The 16,150-nt window shown below is 62.4% G+C and carries 18 protein-coding genes and 1 riboswitch; of the genes, 9 read left to right on the plus strand and 9 right to left on the minus strand.

All coding sequences use genetic code 11. The features are described 5' to 3' along the window. Positions 1 to 259: 259 nt before the first annotated feature. From LDZ26_RS15750 to LDZ26_RS15760, 3 genes are all read right to left on the minus strand, one after another. The gene (locus LDZ26_RS15750; protein ID WP_244850078.1) at positions 260 to 406 is read right to left on the minus strand and encodes a hypothetical protein; all 147 of its coding nucleotides are present in this window, start codon (positions 404 to 406) and stop codon (positions 260 to 262) included. Between the two features lie 39 nt (positions 407 to 445). Beyond that, positions 446 to 784, minus strand: coding sequence for a DUF4148 domain-containing protein (locus tag LDZ26_RS15755; RefSeq protein WP_244850079.1), 339 nt, complete (start codon positions 782 to 784; stop codon positions 446 to 448). A 280-nt stretch (positions 785 to 1,064) separates the two neighbouring features. Further along, the gene (locus LDZ26_RS15760; protein ID WP_244850080.1) at positions 1,065 to 2,075 is read right to left on the minus strand and encodes a LysR family transcriptional regulator; all 1,011 of its coding nucleotides are present in this window, start codon (positions 2,073 to 2,075) and stop codon (positions 1,065 to 1,067) included. A 215-nt stretch (positions 2,076 to 2,290) separates the two neighbouring features. On the opposite strand from LDZ26_RS15760, the gene LDZ26_RS15765 reads away from it, so the two are divergent. From LDZ26_RS15765 to LDZ26_RS15785, 5 genes are all read left to right on the plus strand, one after another. Continuing rightward, positions 2,291 to 3,109, plus strand: a complete 819-nt coding sequence (locus LDZ26_RS15765) for an alpha/beta hydrolase (RefSeq protein ID WP_244850081.1) — start codon at positions 2,291 to 2,293, stop codon at positions 3,107 to 3,109. A 55-nt stretch (positions 3,110 to 3,164) separates the two neighbouring features. Further along, a complete protein-coding gene (locus LDZ26_RS15770; RefSeq protein ID WP_244850082.1) occupies positions 3,165 to 4,361 on the plus strand; it encodes an efflux RND transporter periplasmic adaptor subunit in 1,197 nt (398 codons plus the stop codon). A 31-nt stretch (positions 4,362 to 4,392) separates the two neighbouring features. Further along, entirely contained in the window at positions 4,393 to 7,593 is a 3,201-nt protein-coding gene (locus tag LDZ26_RS15775) for an efflux RND transporter permease subunit (RefSeq protein ID WP_244850083.1), read from the plus strand. Beyond that, positions 7,590 to 9,107 (plus strand): efflux transporter outer membrane subunit, encoded by a 1,518-nt coding sequence (locus LDZ26_RS15780; RefSeq protein ID WP_244850084.1) that lies wholly within the window; start codon positions 7,590 to 7,592, stop codon positions 9,105 to 9,107. The genes LDZ26_RS15775 and LDZ26_RS15780 overlap by 4 nt, the downstream gene beginning before the upstream one ends. 146 nt (positions 9,108 to 9,253) lie before the next feature. Next, positions 9,254 to 9,475: a hypothetical protein gene (locus LDZ26_RS15785; RefSeq protein ID WP_244850085.1), complete on the plus strand. Its 222-nt coding sequence runs from the start codon at positions 9,254 to 9,256 to the stop codon at positions 9,473 to 9,475. 6 nt (positions 9,476 to 9,481) lie between these two features. On the opposite strand, the gene ppk2 is transcribed toward LDZ26_RS15785, so the two are convergent. After that, positions 9,482 to 10,378, minus strand: coding sequence for a polyphosphate kinase 2 (gene ppk2, locus LDZ26_RS15790; RefSeq protein ID WP_244850086.1), 897 nt, complete (start codon positions 10,376 to 10,378; stop codon positions 9,482 to 9,484). Positions 10,379 to 10,622: 244 nt separating this feature from the next. Here ppk2 and lhpI point away from each other — a divergent pair, with 244 nt between their 5' ends. Together lhpI and LDZ26_RS15800 are read left to right on the plus strand one after the other, a co-directional pair. Further along, a complete protein-coding gene (gene lhpI / locus LDZ26_RS15795; RefSeq protein WP_244850087.1) occupies positions 10,623 to 11,564 on the plus strand; it encodes a bifunctional Delta(1)-pyrroline-2-carboxylate/Delta(1)-piperideine-2-carboxylate reductase in 942 nt (313 codons plus the stop codon). Positions 11,565 to 11,604: 40 nt separating this feature from the next. Further along, on the plus strand, positions 11,605 to 11,967 hold the full coding sequence (locus tag LDZ26_RS15800; RefSeq protein WP_244850088.1) for a hypothetical protein: 363 nt from the start codon (positions 11,605 to 11,607) through the stop codon (positions 11,965 to 11,967). 86 nt (positions 11,968 to 12,053) lie between these two features. Here the strand turns inward: LDZ26_RS15800 and LDZ26_RS15805 are convergent, their stop codons facing one another. The 3 genes from LDZ26_RS15805 to LDZ26_RS15815 form a co-directional block, all read right to left on the minus strand. Then, a complete protein-coding gene (locus tag LDZ26_RS15805) occupies positions 12,054 to 12,368 on the minus strand; it encodes an antibiotic biosynthesis monooxygenase (protein ID WP_159833808.1) in 315 nt (104 codons plus the stop codon). A gap of 39 nt (positions 12,369 to 12,407) precedes the next feature. Next, positions 12,408 to 12,779, minus strand: a complete 372-nt coding sequence (locus LDZ26_RS15810) for a DUF1428 domain-containing protein (protein WP_244850089.1) — start codon at positions 12,777 to 12,779, stop codon at positions 12,408 to 12,410. Positions 12,780 to 12,851: 72 nt separating this feature from the next. Next, complete coding sequence (locus LDZ26_RS15815; protein ID WP_370650727.1) at positions 12,852 to 13,427, minus strand: histidine phosphatase family protein; 576 nt, start codon at positions 13,425 to 13,427, stop codon at positions 12,852 to 12,854. Positions 13,428 to 13,454: 27 nt separating this feature from the next. Then, positions 13,455 to 13,578, plus strand: a riboswitch (cobalamin riboswitch). Between the two features lie 30 nt (positions 13,579 to 13,608). Between LDZ26_RS15815 and LDZ26_RS15820 the strand changes: the two genes are divergently transcribed. Together LDZ26_RS15820 and LDZ26_RS15825 are read left to right on the plus strand one after the other, a co-directional pair. Continuing rightward, positions 13,609 to 13,845, plus strand: coding sequence for a CbtB-domain containing protein (locus LDZ26_RS15820; protein ID WP_244850091.1), 237 nt, complete (start codon positions 13,609 to 13,611; stop codon positions 13,843 to 13,845). 9 nt (positions 13,846 to 13,854) lie between these two features. Then, positions 13,855 to 14,628: a CbtA family protein gene (locus LDZ26_RS15825; RefSeq protein ID WP_244850092.1), complete on the plus strand. Its 774-nt coding sequence runs from the start codon at positions 13,855 to 13,857 to the stop codon at positions 14,626 to 14,628. Here LDZ26_RS15825 and LDZ26_RS15830 read toward each other — a convergent pair. Both LDZ26_RS15830 and LDZ26_RS15835 read right to left on the minus strand, forming a co-directional pair. Then, the gene (locus tag LDZ26_RS15830; protein WP_244850093.1) at positions 14,625 to 14,855 is read right to left on the minus strand and encodes a DUF1289 domain-containing protein; all 231 of its coding nucleotides are present in this window, start codon (positions 14,853 to 14,855) and stop codon (positions 14,625 to 14,627) included. The two genes, LDZ26_RS15825 and LDZ26_RS15830, sit on opposite strands and share 4 nt — an antisense overlap. Then, entirely contained in the window at positions 14,852 to 16,150 is a 1,299-nt protein-coding gene (locus LDZ26_RS15835; RefSeq protein ID WP_244850094.1) for a cobyrinate a,c-diamide synthase, read from the minus strand. The genes LDZ26_RS15830 and LDZ26_RS15835 overlap by 4 nt, the downstream gene beginning before the upstream one ends.

Raw genomic sequence — 16,150 nt, forward strand, 5'->3', positions numbered from 1 at the left:
GAGAACGTGTAAGCAGTTCCGCTGCGGACCGCTGTCCGGTCCGCTCGCGCGAATACGACCGTGATGAGGAATCGAGGCTGACGCGCCCGACGTCACGTCCGGCGCGAAGCGCAACATCGCGGCTTGCATCTTGCTCGACGCCGCAGACCGCCGACGACGCCTTCGCAACTGCCGTCACGCGACTACAATGCCGCGCGCGCTTGTCTGAAGCCCAAATCGCGCCCGCGTCCAAGGAACGCGTGGGCGCGATCAAGCCTGCTCAGGAAATCGCAGCATGTTCGCCGCATTCTTGCGCGCCCTGCAACGCCTCGGTCGATGCGGGCTGCACGAACGGCCGCCACACGGGCGCAGTCGGCGCGAAATCGTCGAGCATGGAGAATTGTTCGAGCGATGTGTTATCGAACATGATCGACCTCATTTGAAATAGTTAGGTAAGCGAAGTAAATCAACGCGCGACGAGATTGTTTCGCACCGGCGAGCCATTCGCATACTCGACGATCCCGCGATTGCGCGCTTCCGCTTGGGCGGCGACCGCATCGCCCCACATGCTGCGCGACGGATAGCTATTGCGATTCAACGCCGGCAGTGAGCCGTCGGAGTAAGCCGCTGCAAGTTCCGCGCGGACCTGCGCGCGAGTCTTCGGTGCTTCGCTCGTGCTCGACGTTGTCTGAGTCAGATACGTCCCCGCGCGGCCGATGCCTTGACCGCCTTCAGCGAAAGCCGTGCTCGAAATGACGGCAGAGATAGCGGCAAGCGAGACACTCGCGACGAGATAGTTCTTCATGTTGCGACTCCTTTCGGTCCGTTCCATATGCATCGGGATACGGCGCATTGTTCAATCGAGCGATGCGTCGTGGCAGGACGAAATGTAGTCGCGCGGTGCGGGCGGATAAATGCCCCATCCGCGAATAGATTTATCGACATCCGCGAATAATCGCTCGCGGCGTCGTCATTGAAGTAAGCGGGAAACGAGAGAAATGCTTTCCATCATGGCGATGGAAAGCATTCGAGAGACGGGAAGAACAGCGAGAGAAGAACAGCGAGAGAAGAACAGCGATGCTTCGTTAAACGACGACGTCTGCCGTGCCTGCCACTTCGGGCGTGCCATGACGCACGATCATCGGCGATGCGGTGCTCGTCGGCAGGCAACGATCTTCCGCATCCTTCTGTCCTTGCAGCAGCGGGCAGCGTTCGAATAGCTCGGCGACCCAGTCCACGAAGACGCGCACTTTCGGCGACAAATGCCGGTTGTGCGGATAGACCGCGGAAATAGGCATCGGCAGCGGATTCCATTGCGGCAGGACTTCGACGAGTTCGCCTGAACGCAAGTAGGGCAGCGCCATGAAACGCGCGATCTGCACGATGCCGACGCCCTTCAGCCCGCAGCTCAAGTACGCTTCGGCGTCGTTCACCGCGATCATGCCGCGCATCTTCACTTCGATGGTTTCACCGTCCACGACGAAATCCATATCCATGATGCGGCCCGTGCGGCTCGAAAAATAATTCACTGCAGTGTGGTTCTGCAAATCGTCGAGCGTGTGCGGCGTGCCGTGACGCTCCAGATATTGCGGACTCGCTACCGTCACGCCCTGGAACACGCCGATGCGCCGCGCGACGAGACTCGAATCCTGCAGCGTGCCCACGCGAATCACGCAATCGACGCCTTCCTGAATCAGATCGACGGGCTTGTCGCCGAAGCCCATCATCAGTTCGATATCCGGATAGCGCGTGTGGAAATCGCATAGCTGAGGCATCACGATCAGACGCCCGATTGCGCCCGGCATGTCCACGCGCAGCTTGCCGTGCGGGCCTTTGCCGTTGTTCGAGAACGTGCTCTCCGCTTCTTCGATATCCGCGAGAATGCGCACGCAACGCTCGTAATAAGCCGCGCCGTCCGGTGTGAGATTGAGCCTGCGCGTCGTGCGCTGAAGCAGACGCACGTTGAGAAACGCTTCGAGGTTTTGAATGATCGTCGTCACGGATGCGCGCGGCAGATTGAGCGTATCCGCCGCCCGCGAAAAGCTGTTCGTGTCGACGACGCGGGTAAAGACCTGCATTGCTTGTAGCCGATCCATGTTCTCGTACCTTCGATGCTGAGTGAGCGAGGAATTAAGCGGTGGCTAAAAATGGAGTTGCGCGGTCTAGCCACGATTGCCCCGATTGTTCGGGGCGACCGAATTGTGTTGCCGGATTATAGGCATTTATCTAAAAAGGCGTGGACTCCAGAATTCGGACCATCGCAACTCATGCGCGGACGCCTCGTACGCAAGGCCGTGCAAACGGAATAACCATGGCAACACTGCTGGATCAGGAGCAACGCCCGAGACTGTGTATCGAAGAGGTGCATATCGCAGGGCACGTCCAGCCCATCGTGCTGCGCAGCTATCGCCCGGCATCCGATGGCACTGTCTTGCCCATCGTGCTCTATTTTCATGGCGGTGGTTTTACACACGGCAATCTGGACGATGCCGACATCGCCGCTTCGACCATCGCACGCGATACGCCGGCGTGGGTCGTGTCCGTCGGCTATTCGCTCGCGCCGGCCTATCCGTTTCCCGCTGCGCCGGAAGACGGCTATCGCGCGGCGCAATGGGCCTTCGCCCATGCGCGCGGCCAGCGCGCGGACCCGCAGCGCATGGGCGTCGCGGGCCACGATGCAGGCGGCAATCTCGCGACGTGCGTGGCCGCCATCGCCCGCGATCGCGGCGACATTCGCGTGTCCGCGCAGGCGCTGCTCGCGCCGCTGCTCGATCCGAGCATGACGCGCGTGGCCGACGAGCGCAAGGTTCTGTGCCCCGATCTCGAACTGAGCGAGTGCGCGCGGTGTTATCGCGCGTACTTGCCGAATCCGTCGCAGCGTTTGCATCCGTATGCCGCGCCGCTCGAATCGCGCCGTCTTGCTGGCTTGCCTCCTGCATTGATCGCGAGCGCGGAGCATGACCTTCTGCATATCGAAGCCGAGAAATACGCGGCCGAACTTATTGCGGCGGGCGTGCCGACCGAGGTCACGCGCCATTGCAAGGCGTCGCACCAGGCGCTCGCCGCGCATGCGGCGGCATTGAAGGATGTCGTCGCGTTCTTCAGGAAACGGCTCGCGCGCACCATATAAGCGCAAAGCCACGCACCACAACAATACGAACTCAACGCAACCGGAGCTTTCCATCATGATGTTCACTCGCAAACGCATCTACGCCGCGCTAGGCGCGACGCTGATTCTCGCAGGCGCGGGCGGCTATACCGTCTGGCGCGGCCAGGGCGACGCAGCCATCAATCAGGCGCACGCCGCGGCACACGGTCCGACCGCCACCGAAGTGGACGTGGCGACCGTCGTGTCGAAGACCATCACGGATTGGCAAAGCTATTCCGGCAGACTCGAAGCGGTGAATCACGTGGACATTCGTCCGCTCGTGCCCGGCACCATCGTCGCCGTTCATTTCAAGGACGGCGCGCTCGTGAAGAAGGGCGATCCGCTCTTCACCATCGATCCGCGTCCCTACGAAGCCGAAGTGGACCGCGCACAGGCGCAGCTCGCGGCGGCGCAGGCCCGCAACGGCTATACGTCGACGGATGCGGCGCGCGCCGAACGTCTGCTCGCGGACAACGCCATTGCCAAGCGCGACTACGACGAGAAGCAGAACGCCGCGCGCGAGGCCGTCGCGAACCTGAAGGCCGCGCAGGCCGCGCTCGAAGCCGCGAAGATCAACCTCGCGTACACGCATATCGTCGCGCCGGTGTCGGGCCGCGTCTCGCGCGCGGAACTGACGGTCGGGAACATCGTCTCGACGGGCGCAAATGCGCCGCTTCTGACGACGCTCGTCTCCGTCTCGCCGATTTACGCATCGTTCGATGTGGACGAGCAGACGTACCTGCGCTATCTCGGCCGCGATGCGGGCAGCACCGTGCCTGTCTCGCTGGGCCTCGCTAACGAGGACGGCTATTCGCGTGAAGGCGTCGTCGATTCGGTCGATAACCGGCTCGACACGACGTCCGGCACCATCCGCGTGCGTGCGCGCTTCAACAACCCGGATGGCTCGCTCGTGCCGGGGCTCTACGCGCGCATCAAGGTGGGCGGCGGCACGCCCCATCCGGCAGTGCTCGTCGACGACGCCGCCATCGGCACCGATCAGGACAAGAAGTACGTGATGGTGGTGGACAAGGACAACCGCGTGCAATACCGCGAAGTCACGCTGGGCCAGACGCATGACGGCCTGCGCGTCATCGCGAAGGGACTTGCCCCGGGCGAGCGCATCGTCGTGAACGGCTTGCAGCGCGTGCGTCCGAACGATGTCGTGAAGGTCAACGCCGTCGCCATGAACAACGCCGGCGATGCGCCCGCGGTGAAGACCGCATCGGCACAGTGATGCGCGTCATTCGTAACGAACAGAACCTGTCATGAACATATCCAAATTCTTCATCGACCGCCCGATTTTTGCGGGCGTGTTATCGGTGGTCGTGCTGCTGGCCGGGATCATCGCGATGTTCAGGCTGCCGATCTCCGAGTATCCGGAAGTCGTGCCGCCTTCGGTGGTCGTGCATGCGCAGTATCCGGGCGCGAATCCGAAGGTGATCGCCGAGACCGTCGCTTCGCCGCTCGAAGAGCAAATCAACGGCGTAGAGGACATGCTCTACATGCAGTCGCAGGCCAACAGCGACGGCAACCTGACGACCACGGTCACGTTCAAGCTCGGCACCGATCCGGACAAGAACACGCAGCTCGTGCAGAACCGCGTGAATCAGGCGTTGCCGCGTCTGCCGCAAGACGTGCAGCGGCTCGGCGTCACGACGATCAAGTCGTCGCCCACGCTCACGATGGTGGTCCACCTGAACTCGCCCAACGGCCGTTACGACATGACGTATCTGCGCAATTACGCGCTGATCAACGTGAAGGACCGGCTCGAACGTATCGCCGGCGTCGGCGAAGTGCAACTGTGGGGCTCGGGCGATTACTCGATGCGCGTATGGCTCGATCCGCAAAAGGTGGCGCAGCGCGGCCTGACGGCGACCGACGTCGTCAACGCCATTCGCGAGCAGAACGTGCAGGTCGCGGCCGGTGTGATCGGCGGTTCGCCCACGCTGCCTAACGTGCCGCTGCAACTGAACGTGAATGCGCGCGGCCGCTTGCAGAACGAGTCCGAGTTCCGCGATATCGTGCTGAAAACATCCCCGGACGGCGCGGTCACGCATCTCGGCGATGTCGCGCGTGTCGAACTGGCGGCGTCCGAATACGGCTTGCGCTCGTTGCTCGACAACAAGTCCGCAGTGGCTATCGCGATCAATCAGCAGCCGGGCGCGAACTCGCTGCAAATCTCCGACGAAGTGCGCAAGACGATGAAGGAACTGCAGGCGGACATGCCCGCAGGCCTCGAATATCAGATCGTCTATGACCCGACGCAGTTCGTGCGTTCGAGTATCGAAGCCGTGATCCATACGCTCGCGGAAGCCATTGCGCTCGTCGTGCTCGTGGTGATCGTGTTCTTGCAGACGTGGCGCGCGTCGATCATTCCGCTGCTTGCCGTGCCGGTGTCGATCGTCGGTACGTTCTCGCTGTTGCTAGCATTCGGTTTCTCGATCAACGCGCTGTCGCTCTTCGGCATGGTGCTCGCCATCGGTATCGTCGTGGACGACGCGATCGTGGTGGTCGAGAACGTCGAGCGCAATATCGAAGCGGGCTTGTCCGCGCGAGAGGCGACGTATCAGGCCATGCGCGAAGTGAGCGGGCCGATCATCGCGATTGCGCTGACGCTCGTGGCCGTGTTCGTGCCGCTCGCGTTCATGTCCGGCTTGACGGGCCAGTTCTACAAGCAGTTCGCGATGACCATCGCCATCTCGACGGTCATCTCCGCGTTCAACTCGCTGACGCTCTCGCCCGCGCTGGCCGCGCTGCTGCTCAAGGGTCATGACGAGCCGAAGGACTGGCTCACGCGCGCCATGGATCGCGTGTTCGGTGGCTTCTTCCGGCGCTTCAACGCGGTGTTTCATCGCGGTTCCGAGTCCTACAGCAAGGGCGTGAAAAGCGTCATCAACCGCAAGGCGATCATGATGGTGCTCTATGCGGTGCTGCTCGGCGGCGCTGTATTGATGGGCAAGATCGTGCCGGGCGGCTTCGTGCCCGCGCAGGACAAGGAGTATCTGATCAGCTTCGCTCAGTTGCCGAACGGCGCATCGCTCGACCGCACCGAAGGCGTGATCCGCGAAATGAGCGCCATCGCGCTGAAGCAGCCGGGCGTGGAAAGCGCGGTGGAGTTCCCGGGCTTGTCGGTGAACGGCTTCACGAATTCGTCGAGCGCGGGCATCGTGTTCGTCACGCTCAAGCCGTTCAAGGACCGCGTGCATGACAAGGCGCTTTCCGCGAACGCGATCGCAGGCGCGCTGAATCAGAAGTACGCGGGCATCAAGGGATCGTTCATCGCCGTGTTCCCGCCGCCGCCGGTGCTGGGCTTGGGCACGCTCGGCGGCTTCAAGATGCAGCTCGAAGATCGCGGTGCGCTCGGCTATGCGGCGCTCGCCGATGCCACGCAAGCGTTCATCAAGCGTGCATCGCAAACGCCGGAACTGGGGCCGACGTTCTCCAGCTATCAGATCAATGTGCCGCAATTGAACGTCGATCTGGATCGCGTGAAGGCGAAGCAACTGGGCGTCTCCGTCACCGATGTGTTCGACACCATGCAGGTGTATCTCGGCTCGCTGTACGTGAACGACTTCAATCGCTTCGGCCGCGTGTATCAGGTGCGCGTGCAAGCGGATGCGCCGTTCCGCGCAAATCCTGAGGACATCGGCCTGCTGAAGACGCGTAACGCGAATGGCGACATGGTGCCTTTGTCTTCGCTCGTGAAAGTCTCGCCCACGTATGGCCCCGAAATGGTGGTGCGCTACAACGGTTATACGGCAGCGGACATCAACGGCGGTCCGGCGCCCGGCTATTCCTCGGGACAGGCGCAGGCAGCAGCCGAACGCATCGCCGCGGAAGTGCTGCCACGCGGGATCAAGTTCGAATGGACCGATCTCACGTATCAGCAGATCCTCGCGGGCAACGCTGCGCTGTGGGTGTTCCCGATCAGCGTGCTGCTCGTATTCCTCGTTCTCGCCGCGCTGTATGAAAGCCTGACGCTGCCGCTCGCGGTCATCCTCATCGTGCCGATGAGTATCTTGTCTGCGCTCATCGGCGTATGGCTCACCGACGGCGACAACAACATCTTCACGCAGATCGGCTTGATGGTGCTCGTGGGCTTGTCCGCGAAGAACGCGATTCTGATCGTCGAATTCGCACGCGAACTCGAGATGCAGGGGCGCTCCATCGTGCAGGCCGCGATCGAAGCCAGCCGCCTGCGTCTGCGTCCGATCCTGATGACGTCCATCGCGTTCATCATGGGCGTGGTGCCACTGGTGTTGTCGTCGGGTGCAGGCTCTGAAATGCGGCACGCCATGGGCGTCGCGGTGTTCTTCGGCATGTTGGGCGTGACGCTCTTCGGCCTGATGCTCACGCCGGTGTTCTACGTGATTCTGCGCAAGCTGAGCCGCACCGAACATGTGACGGACAAGCATGGCACGCATCCGCAGATGCGCGGTATCGGCGCTTCGTACGAGGCGCAATGAGGTCGACAATGAACAAGATGCCTATACAAAAATGGCTGGGTTTGCCGGCGCTGATGAGCGCGTTGCTGGTGGTCGCGGGATGTTCGCTCGCGCCCACTTACGAAAAGCCGGACGTCAACGCGCCGAGCGCCTATAAGGAAACGCCGACGCTGTCGCCATCGGAAGCGGGCACCTGGAAGACCGCGCAGCCTTCGGAAGAGATGATGCGCGGCGAATGGTGGACGCTTTTCGACGACGCCACGCTGAACGATCTGGAACGTCAGGCGCAAGAAGCGAATCAGAACCTGAAAGCCGCGGCGGCGCGCGTGAAGGAAGCCCGGGCGATCAATCAGACCGCGCGCGCGGGACTCTTTCCGACACTCGACGCAGGCTTCGGTCCGACGCGCGAGAAGTTCTCGCCCGCATCGCAATTCCTGCCTCCGAACGCGAACGTTCCGGCGCAGACGTTGTGGCGCGCGCAGGCCAGCGTGTCGTACGAGGTGGATCTGTTCGGGCGCGTGTCGAATACCGTGCAGGCCGCCAACGCCGACACGCAGCAAAGCGAAGCGTTGTTCCGTTCAGTGCAGCTCGCGTTGCAGGCGGACGTCGCGCAGAACTACTTCGAGCTGCGCGAGCGCGATGCCGAACTGGACGTGTACACGCGCACCGTGAAGTTGCGTGAGGAAGCACTGAAGCTCGCAGAGCGACGGTTCGCCGAAGGCGATATCAGCGAGTTGGATGTCGCACGCGCCAAGTCGGAACTCGCGACCGCGCGTTCGGATGCGATGACGGTGCAACGGCTGCGGGCGGCATCGGAGCATATTCTCGCGGTGTTGCTCGGCAAGACGCCCGCCGAGTTTTCGATGGCCGCTAATCCGCTCAAGCCTGTCACCGTGCACGTGCCGCCCGGCTTGCCGTCTTCGCTGCTTGAACGTCGCCCGGACATTGCGGCTGCCGAGCGGTCGATGGCGGCGGCCAACGCGCGCATCGGCGTCGCGAAGGCGGCGTTCTTTCCGTCGCTCACGCTGACAGGCTCGGGCGGGTTTGAATCGGCCACGCTCGGCGATCTCTTCAACTGGTCGAGCCGCACGTTCCTGCTGGGACCGTTCGCGGGCACCATGCTGAATCTGCCTATCTTCGACGGCGGGCGTCGCAAGGGCAATCTTGCCAATGCGCGCGCCATCTACGAAGAGGACGTGGCGAATTATCGTCAGCAAGTGCTCGTGGCGTTTCGTGAAGTCGAGGACAACCTGTCGGACTTGCGCATTCTGGAGACGCAGACGGCGACGCAAGCGGATGCGGTGAATGCGTCGGTACGCGCCGCGCAACTGTCGCGCACGCAGTACACCGAAGGCGCGGTGAACTATCTCGACGTGATCGACGCGGAGCGCACGGTGCTGCAATCGCAGCGCGCGGCGGTTCAACTCGCGGGAGCGCAGGCGGTATCGACGGTCAATCTCGTTCGGGCTTTAGGCGGCGGCTGGGGCGATGCAGTGCCTACGCCCGTGCCTGAACCGAGCCTCGCGCAGAAGTAATGTCAGTGCTCAAAGCCCCGCTCCAAGCGGGGCTTTTTGCTATGAAGCCGATTGTTCGTCGCGAGGAACATATGTCTTCACCTGGCGCCCATTTATCCCGTGCGACGCGATCCCTAGAATTTGAATCATGGGAACGGGAGCGTGCAATGAGAGCCTTGATCGAAAGACAGCTATATCAACCGTCAGTGGTCCTGCCACTGCTTCTTCTAACGCGCCTGATGGTGTCGCTCGACTTCAACCTCGCGCAAGTCGCATTCGTGATGCTGCTGAGAGGCTCGCAGCACGCCTATCATTTCATGCATCAGGCGGCGCTGCGTCAGCGTGGCGGCGCGGCGGTGGAGCGCATCGCCTGCCGTCACTGCTGCTGAACTTACTCAATACACTTCGGGAACGTACATCGATTCCGGCACGGGCTGACGCAAGTAATCGGGATTGAACACACGCTCGGGCAGCGTGATTGGCGGGTGTTCTATCTCGTGATACGGCACCTGGCTCAACAGGTGATGAATGCAGTTGAGGCGCGCGCGCTTCTTGTCGACAGCCTGCACGACCCACCACGGCGCTTCGGGAATATGCGAGCGTTGCAGCATGACTTCCTTCGCGGCCGTGTACGCTTCCCATCGACGGCGGCTCTCCAGATCCATCGGACTCAGCTTCCACTGCTTGAGGGGATCTTCGATTCGCGCCTGAAAGCGCACTTCCTGTTCGTCGTCGGTGATCGAGAACCAGTACTTGATGATCTGGATGCCGCTACGCACGAGCATCTTCTCGAACTCCGGTACCGAGCGAAAGAATTCCTCATACTCTTCGTCGGTGCAGAAGTGCATCACGCGCTCGACGCCCGCGCGGTTGTACCAGCTTCGGTCGAACAGCACGATCTCGCCGCCCGCGGGCAAGTGCGAGACGTATCGCTGAAAGTACCATTGCGTGCGCTCGCGGTTGTTGGGCGCGGGGAGGGCGGCGACGCGGCAGACACGCGGATTGAGCCGCTGCGTGATGCGTTTGATCGCGCCGCCCTTGCCGGCGGCATCGCGCCCTTCGAAGATCACGACAAGCCGGTGGCCGGTATGGACCACCCAGTCCTGTAGCTTCACCAACTCGCCCTGCAGCCGGAACAACTCGCGGAAATAAGTCTTGCGAAGCTGCCGCTCTTCGTCCGAGAACGCCGCTTCGCCATCGAGGAAGCGATCGTCGATCTCCATCTCGAACTCTTCGTCGTAGCTGTCGATCAGGTCGGCGTGAAAGCGGCGCTGCTTGTCCGTCGTGGTCATTGAATACTCCATGTGCGTGCTATGGCCTGCTTCTTGGGTGCAGTATGCGGGCGGCGCTGAACGCCCGATGGTGACGTTCCCGCATGGCAGCCGTGTGACACCGCCTTACGCGTCGTTTGGCGTCATTGCGCGTCATTCATTGTATGAAGCCGCGCGCTTTATGACACGAGCCGCGCGGCCTTTAGAATGGTCGAGGGTTTGAGGACATCACGTTGGCACAACCATTCCAGAGGCGAACCGCACGATGATCGACACAGCTGGCGCAATTCCCTTTTTCGACGCGGCGCAAACCGCGCGCCTTCTGCCTTACGACCGCTTGGCGGACGCGCTCGCCGCGACCATGCTCGATTATGCAGCCGGCCGCATAGCGAGTCCCGAGCGGATGGTTGTCCCGCTCGCGCACGGCGGAGTGATGCTCTCAATGCCCGCAACGGCTGCCGATATCGCCATGCATAAACTCGTGAACGTGTGCCCGGGCAATGGCGCACGCGGCCTGCCGACGATTCACGGTCAGGTCACCGCTTTCGACGCCGCGACAGGCGTGCCCCAGTTCATGCTCGACGGTCCCACGGTCACGGGTCGCCGAACGGCCGCAGTCTCCATGCTCGCGATACGCGCGCTGGCCGCCGATGTTCCGCGCGAAGTGCTCGTGATCGGCACCGGAAAGCAGGCGGCGTCGCACGTGGAAGCGCTTGCAAGCCTGTATCCGGAAGCGCGCCTCTACATTCTCGGTTCGCGTGCGGGGCGCGCGAGTGCTTTCTGCGCGGACCACGCCGCGCTTTCGCCGAATCTGGTCCCACTAGAAGGGCCGGCGATACCGGACTCCATCGACGTGGTGATCACCACAACCACCAGCAAGACGCCGGTGTACACGCTTGCGGCTAGCGCGGCGCGACTCGTGATAGGCGTCGGCGCTTTCACCGCCGATGCCGCCGAAATCGCGGCCTCGACGATTCATGCCAGCGCCTTGTTCGTCGACGATCTCGCAGGCGCGCGTCACGAAGCGGGCGATTTCATCCTCGCCGGAATCGACTGGAACACGGTGCGGCCGCTCGCGACGGCGCTTGCATCGCATGAAAGAGCCGACGTTCCGGTGGTGTTCAAGTCGGTCGGATGCGCGGCGTGGGACCTCGCCGCCTGCCGTGTCGCGAGGGTGGTCTTGTCGGACCAGAGCCAAGCCGGGTGACAGGTGGAACAACCTTTGCTGTAAGTTTGCTCGATGACGATTGCGCGACGGCGCTCAAGCACTCCAGCGAATGAACAGATCAATGAACAGTCGAATCGACACCGACCGGGCAGCATGGCCGGCTGCATACCGAACCGCCGATACCAACGACCTCGCGGTTTCGCGGGCGCCGGCGCCTTCGGCACAAGGGCGCGCCGCGCCGCCCGCCGCTTATTTCATCTCCGTCCTCGAGATGGCGACCGGCGAGCAGTTGGGCAACGAGGAGCGCGTGCGCGCCGTCGCCATGTTGGAGAGCGAATTCGGTGCCGGACGGCCGCGCACGCTCAAAGAGGCGGTGCGCATTTGCGCCGCCGCCATCGACTCGTCCACTTTGCAGCGCATGGCGCGCGGAGCCAAGGCCTGATTCGAAGCGCCCAAATCGAAGCGCCCAAGCGGTCATAGCGGACGCTCTTTAAGCACATTCTTTCATCAACGTGTAAAAGAAACGTGCTACTTGACGGTCTGAATGACTTCGAAGCCTTCGAATTCGGGGTGCCCGAGATAGAGCTGGCGCGTCTCGCCGCCTGCGTTGCGATGCGCGGCGCGAAAGGCGTCGGACCGCGTCCAGTCTTCGAACGCCGCCCGATTCGCCCAGATCGTGTGGCTCGAATAAAGGACGTGATCGTCCTTGGCCGGGCCCTTCAGCAAATGAAATTCGACGAAGCCGGGGACATCCTTGAGATGCGTGTCGCGGCTCGTCCATAGGCGCTCGAAGTCGGCTTCTGCGCCGGGCACGATCTTGAAGCGATTCATGGCGATATACATGTCGATACTTTCCTTTGTGGTGATTCAACAAACGAAGGTTCAGGAGCGCGCCAGTTCGACTATGGTCGCAAAGCCGCCGAAGAACATGCGCTTCGCATCGAACGGCGGCTCACCTTGCTCCATCATCGCCTTCAGGCGCGGGTCATTCATGACCTTGGCGTTGACTGCGTCGCGCTGCTCGCGCGATTCATACAGTATCCACGAGAACGCAATCGTTTCACCTTCTCTCAATTGCACGCTCTGCGGAAATGAAGTGACTTCCCCTGGCTTGACGTCGTCGGCAATGCTCTCGACGAATTGCAGTGCGCCGTGCTCAAGCCAGATTTTGCCCGCTTCTTCGGCCATGACCCGATACGCGTCGATCTTCTCGCTGGGAACAGGTACGACGAATCCATCCACATAGTGCGCCATGTGAGCCTCCTTAAGCGTTATTGACAGCGTCATGCCGTCAATTGCATTGGAGCTTGAGCCGCACGACGAAGTTCAGGCCACGGTCCAGACGCCGCACTGCCGGTCATAGTCGAGCGATATGGACGACAGGGGCGCGAAGTCCATCGCAAAGATGGATTTGAGCGAGTCGCCTCGCACATGCGCCAATGCGGCTTTGACGACGATGGCATGCGTGACGATCAGGCAGCGTTCGGTGCGGGCATCGTCGCGCACAAGAGTTGAAAGCGCGTTCGCAATGCGTTCGGACAGCATCGCAATACTCTCGCCGCCGTGTGGCCGCGCGGCGACATTCGTGAGCCATGCGCTCATGCCTTCAGGCTCGCGTTCGGCGATGGCGCGTATCGCATGCCCGCGCCAGCGGCCATAGTCGATATCGTTGAAGGCGTCGTTCGTTTCGACGGTGCTTGCAATCCATGCGGCCGTCGCGCGCGCAACGGCTGCGGGACTCGCGATCACGCGGCCTTCGAAATGCGCGAAGCGCTGCGCAAGAGCCGCGCGTTCATCGCATGCAGGCGGCTCGTCGCCCGTCGGAAAGCGGGCGGCTTTCATCGCGTGCGTGGCCGCGTGGCAGAGAAGCGTGACGTTCAATGATGGAGGCAATGGGCGCATCGTTGCTTTACTTTGCCCGCAATCGTCCTAGAATGGCAAGCTTGCAGTGCGAGGAAGCCGGTGCAAGCCCGGCACGGTCGCGCCACTGTAAGCGGCTTTCGTGAAAACGACGGTCCGCGAGTCAGACCCCGCTGCAAGCTCTTTCGTCTATTGGGACGCGCTTTTCCCTCGGAGAAAATCAATGAATGTCGCTCACGCGCCGGTCTATGCCGCCGCTTCCGTTTCGCCCGCCCTCGATGCGCCGGTACCTATTCCGGTACGTGAAGTCTTGCCTTGGGCCGTGTTCATCGGCCTGATCCTTTTGATCGCCATTTATTTCGTCGGTGCGGAGCAGGGCGCGACGTCCATCTTCTCCGGCATGGTCGTTCACGAATTCGTGCATGACGGGCGGCACTTGCTCGGCTTTCCCTGCCACTAAGGGCGCGTCATGATTCGCAGCTTGTTGATACGCGGCATGATCGCGGGTTTTGTCGCGGGCCTGCTCGGCTTCGGTTTTGCGAAGCTCGTCGGGGAGCCGTTCGTTGCACAAGCCATCGCGTTCGAAGGAGAACATGCGCATGGACATGACCATCACGAAGCCACGACTCATTCACACGGTCACGACGGCGACGACGGCGACGAAGAACTGGTGAGCCGGGACACGCAGGCCGGTCTCGGCCTCTTTAGCGGCGTCGCGGTATTCGGCACTGCGCTCGGCGGCATCTTCTCGCTCGTCTTTGCGCTTGCTTATGGACGGCTCGGCGCATTGCGTGCGCGCGGCACATCGGCGTTGCTGGCGATGTTCGGCTTCTTGAGCGTGGCGGTCGTGCCGTTCCTCAAGTATCCACCGAACCCGCCTTCGGTCGGCAACGCGGCGACGATCGGTCCGCGCACCGCATTGTTCTTCGGCATGTTGGCCATCTCGATCGCGGCAGCGGTGATCGCCGTCGCGCTGCAAAGGCGGCTGCGCGTGCGGCGAGGCGAGTGGAACGCAACGATGATTGCAGGCGCTTTCTACATGGCGTCGATGCTGCTCGCGCAGTTCGCGCTGCCGCGTATCGAAGAAGTGCCGGCAGGCTTCTCGGCGTCGTTGCTCTGGAACTTTCGCGTCGCGGCCATCGGCATTCAGGTCATCATCTGGACGACGCTCGGGCTCGTGTTCGGCGCGCTCGCTGCTCGCGAACTAGAGCGGCCCGCATTGCGCAAAGTGGCGGCCGTCTAAGCGTTTTCTCGCGATAACGCTGCTTGCCTTGCGGGCAATTCATCCAGTAGCGCGAGTTTCGCGGCATCGTCCATCGAGCGGAACGACTTGATCTCCTCGCGGCTCCTGAAGCATCCCGCGCACAGACCATGCGCGGGATCGAGCTTGCATACGCCGGTGCACGGCGAGCCGACAGGCTCTTGCGACTTCGCGCGCGCAATAGTAAAGGCGAGGTCGATGATCGTCATAGCGATTCGCCGCGAAAGAGCGCCGCGGCGGCGGCCGGATTCGATGGCCAATACGCGTGCATATAGGTGGCCGTGACCGGGCCGTGGCGATAGAGGGCTTCGCCTTCGGCGCCTGTCGTTGCATGCTTCGAGGTCAGATGCGGCTGCATGGGTGTGTCGAGCGTGGAGTAATGGAACGTGTGACCGGTGAGCGCGCCATGCGCGGTATCGAGCCTTTGCATTGCAAGACGCGCGAGGCGGCGCTGCATGAAGGCGTTGCCGGGGATAAGACCGAGCATCGCATGCTTCGTGCCTTCCACGTCCGTCAGCGTATCGAGCAGATACAGCATGCCGCCGCATTCGGCGACGACGGCTCTGCGATGCACCACATGCGCTTCTATCGATGCCCGCGTGCGCAGGTTTGCGGCAAGCGTAGCCGCATGCAGTTCCGGATAGCCGCCCGGAAGATAGAGCGCGTCGGCATCGGCGCGCACGGGTTCATCGGCGAGCGGCGAGAACGTGCTCACCTGCGCGCCCATTGCGTGCAGCAAGTCGACATTGGCCGGATAGACGAATGAAAACGCGGCATCGCGCGCCATGGCGATATGCAAGCCTTCGAGCAGACGCGGCGGTGCTTCGGGCTTTGCGTCCTCGAAGTGAACGGGCGGCGGTAGATGGGCAAGCGCGGTAGCGGCAATGGCATCGGCGGCGCGATTGAGACGCGCATCCAGTCCCGCCACTTCTTGCGCTTGCGTCAAGCCGAGATGACGCTCGGGCAGTGCGATATCGTCTGCATTCGACAGATGCCCGCAATAGCGCAGTCCATCCGGAATGGCTTCGGCCAACATCTGCGCATGCCGCGCCGATGCAACGCGATTGGCGAGCACGCCATGGAACGGCACGTCCGCGCGATAACGCGCCAGTCCGAACGCCACTGCGCCGAACGTCTGCGCCATGCCATGTGCGCCGATCACGGCGAGCACCGGCACGTTGAACGCGGCAGCGAGGTCGGCGCTGCTCGGCGTGCCGTCGAAGAGACCCATGACGCCTTCGATCAGAATCAGATCGGCTTCGCGCGAGGCCTCTGCGAGCAATGCGCGGCATGCGTCGAGGCCGACCATCGACAGATGCAGCGAATAGACGGGCGATCCGCATGCGCGTTCCAGAATCATCGGATCGAGAAAATCGGGGCCGGTCTTGAAGACGCGCACGCGCAGGCCACGCCGCGCATGATGACGCGCCAGCGCGGCCGTCACCGTGGTCTTGCCTTGATGCGACGCGCTTGCGCCGATGAAGAGTGCGGGGCAGGACGGCAT

It is taken from the genome of Caballeronia sp. SL2Y3 (assembly GCF_022879575.1).
Lineage (GTDB): Bacteria > Pseudomonadota > Gammaproteobacteria > Burkholderiales > Burkholderiaceae > Caballeronia.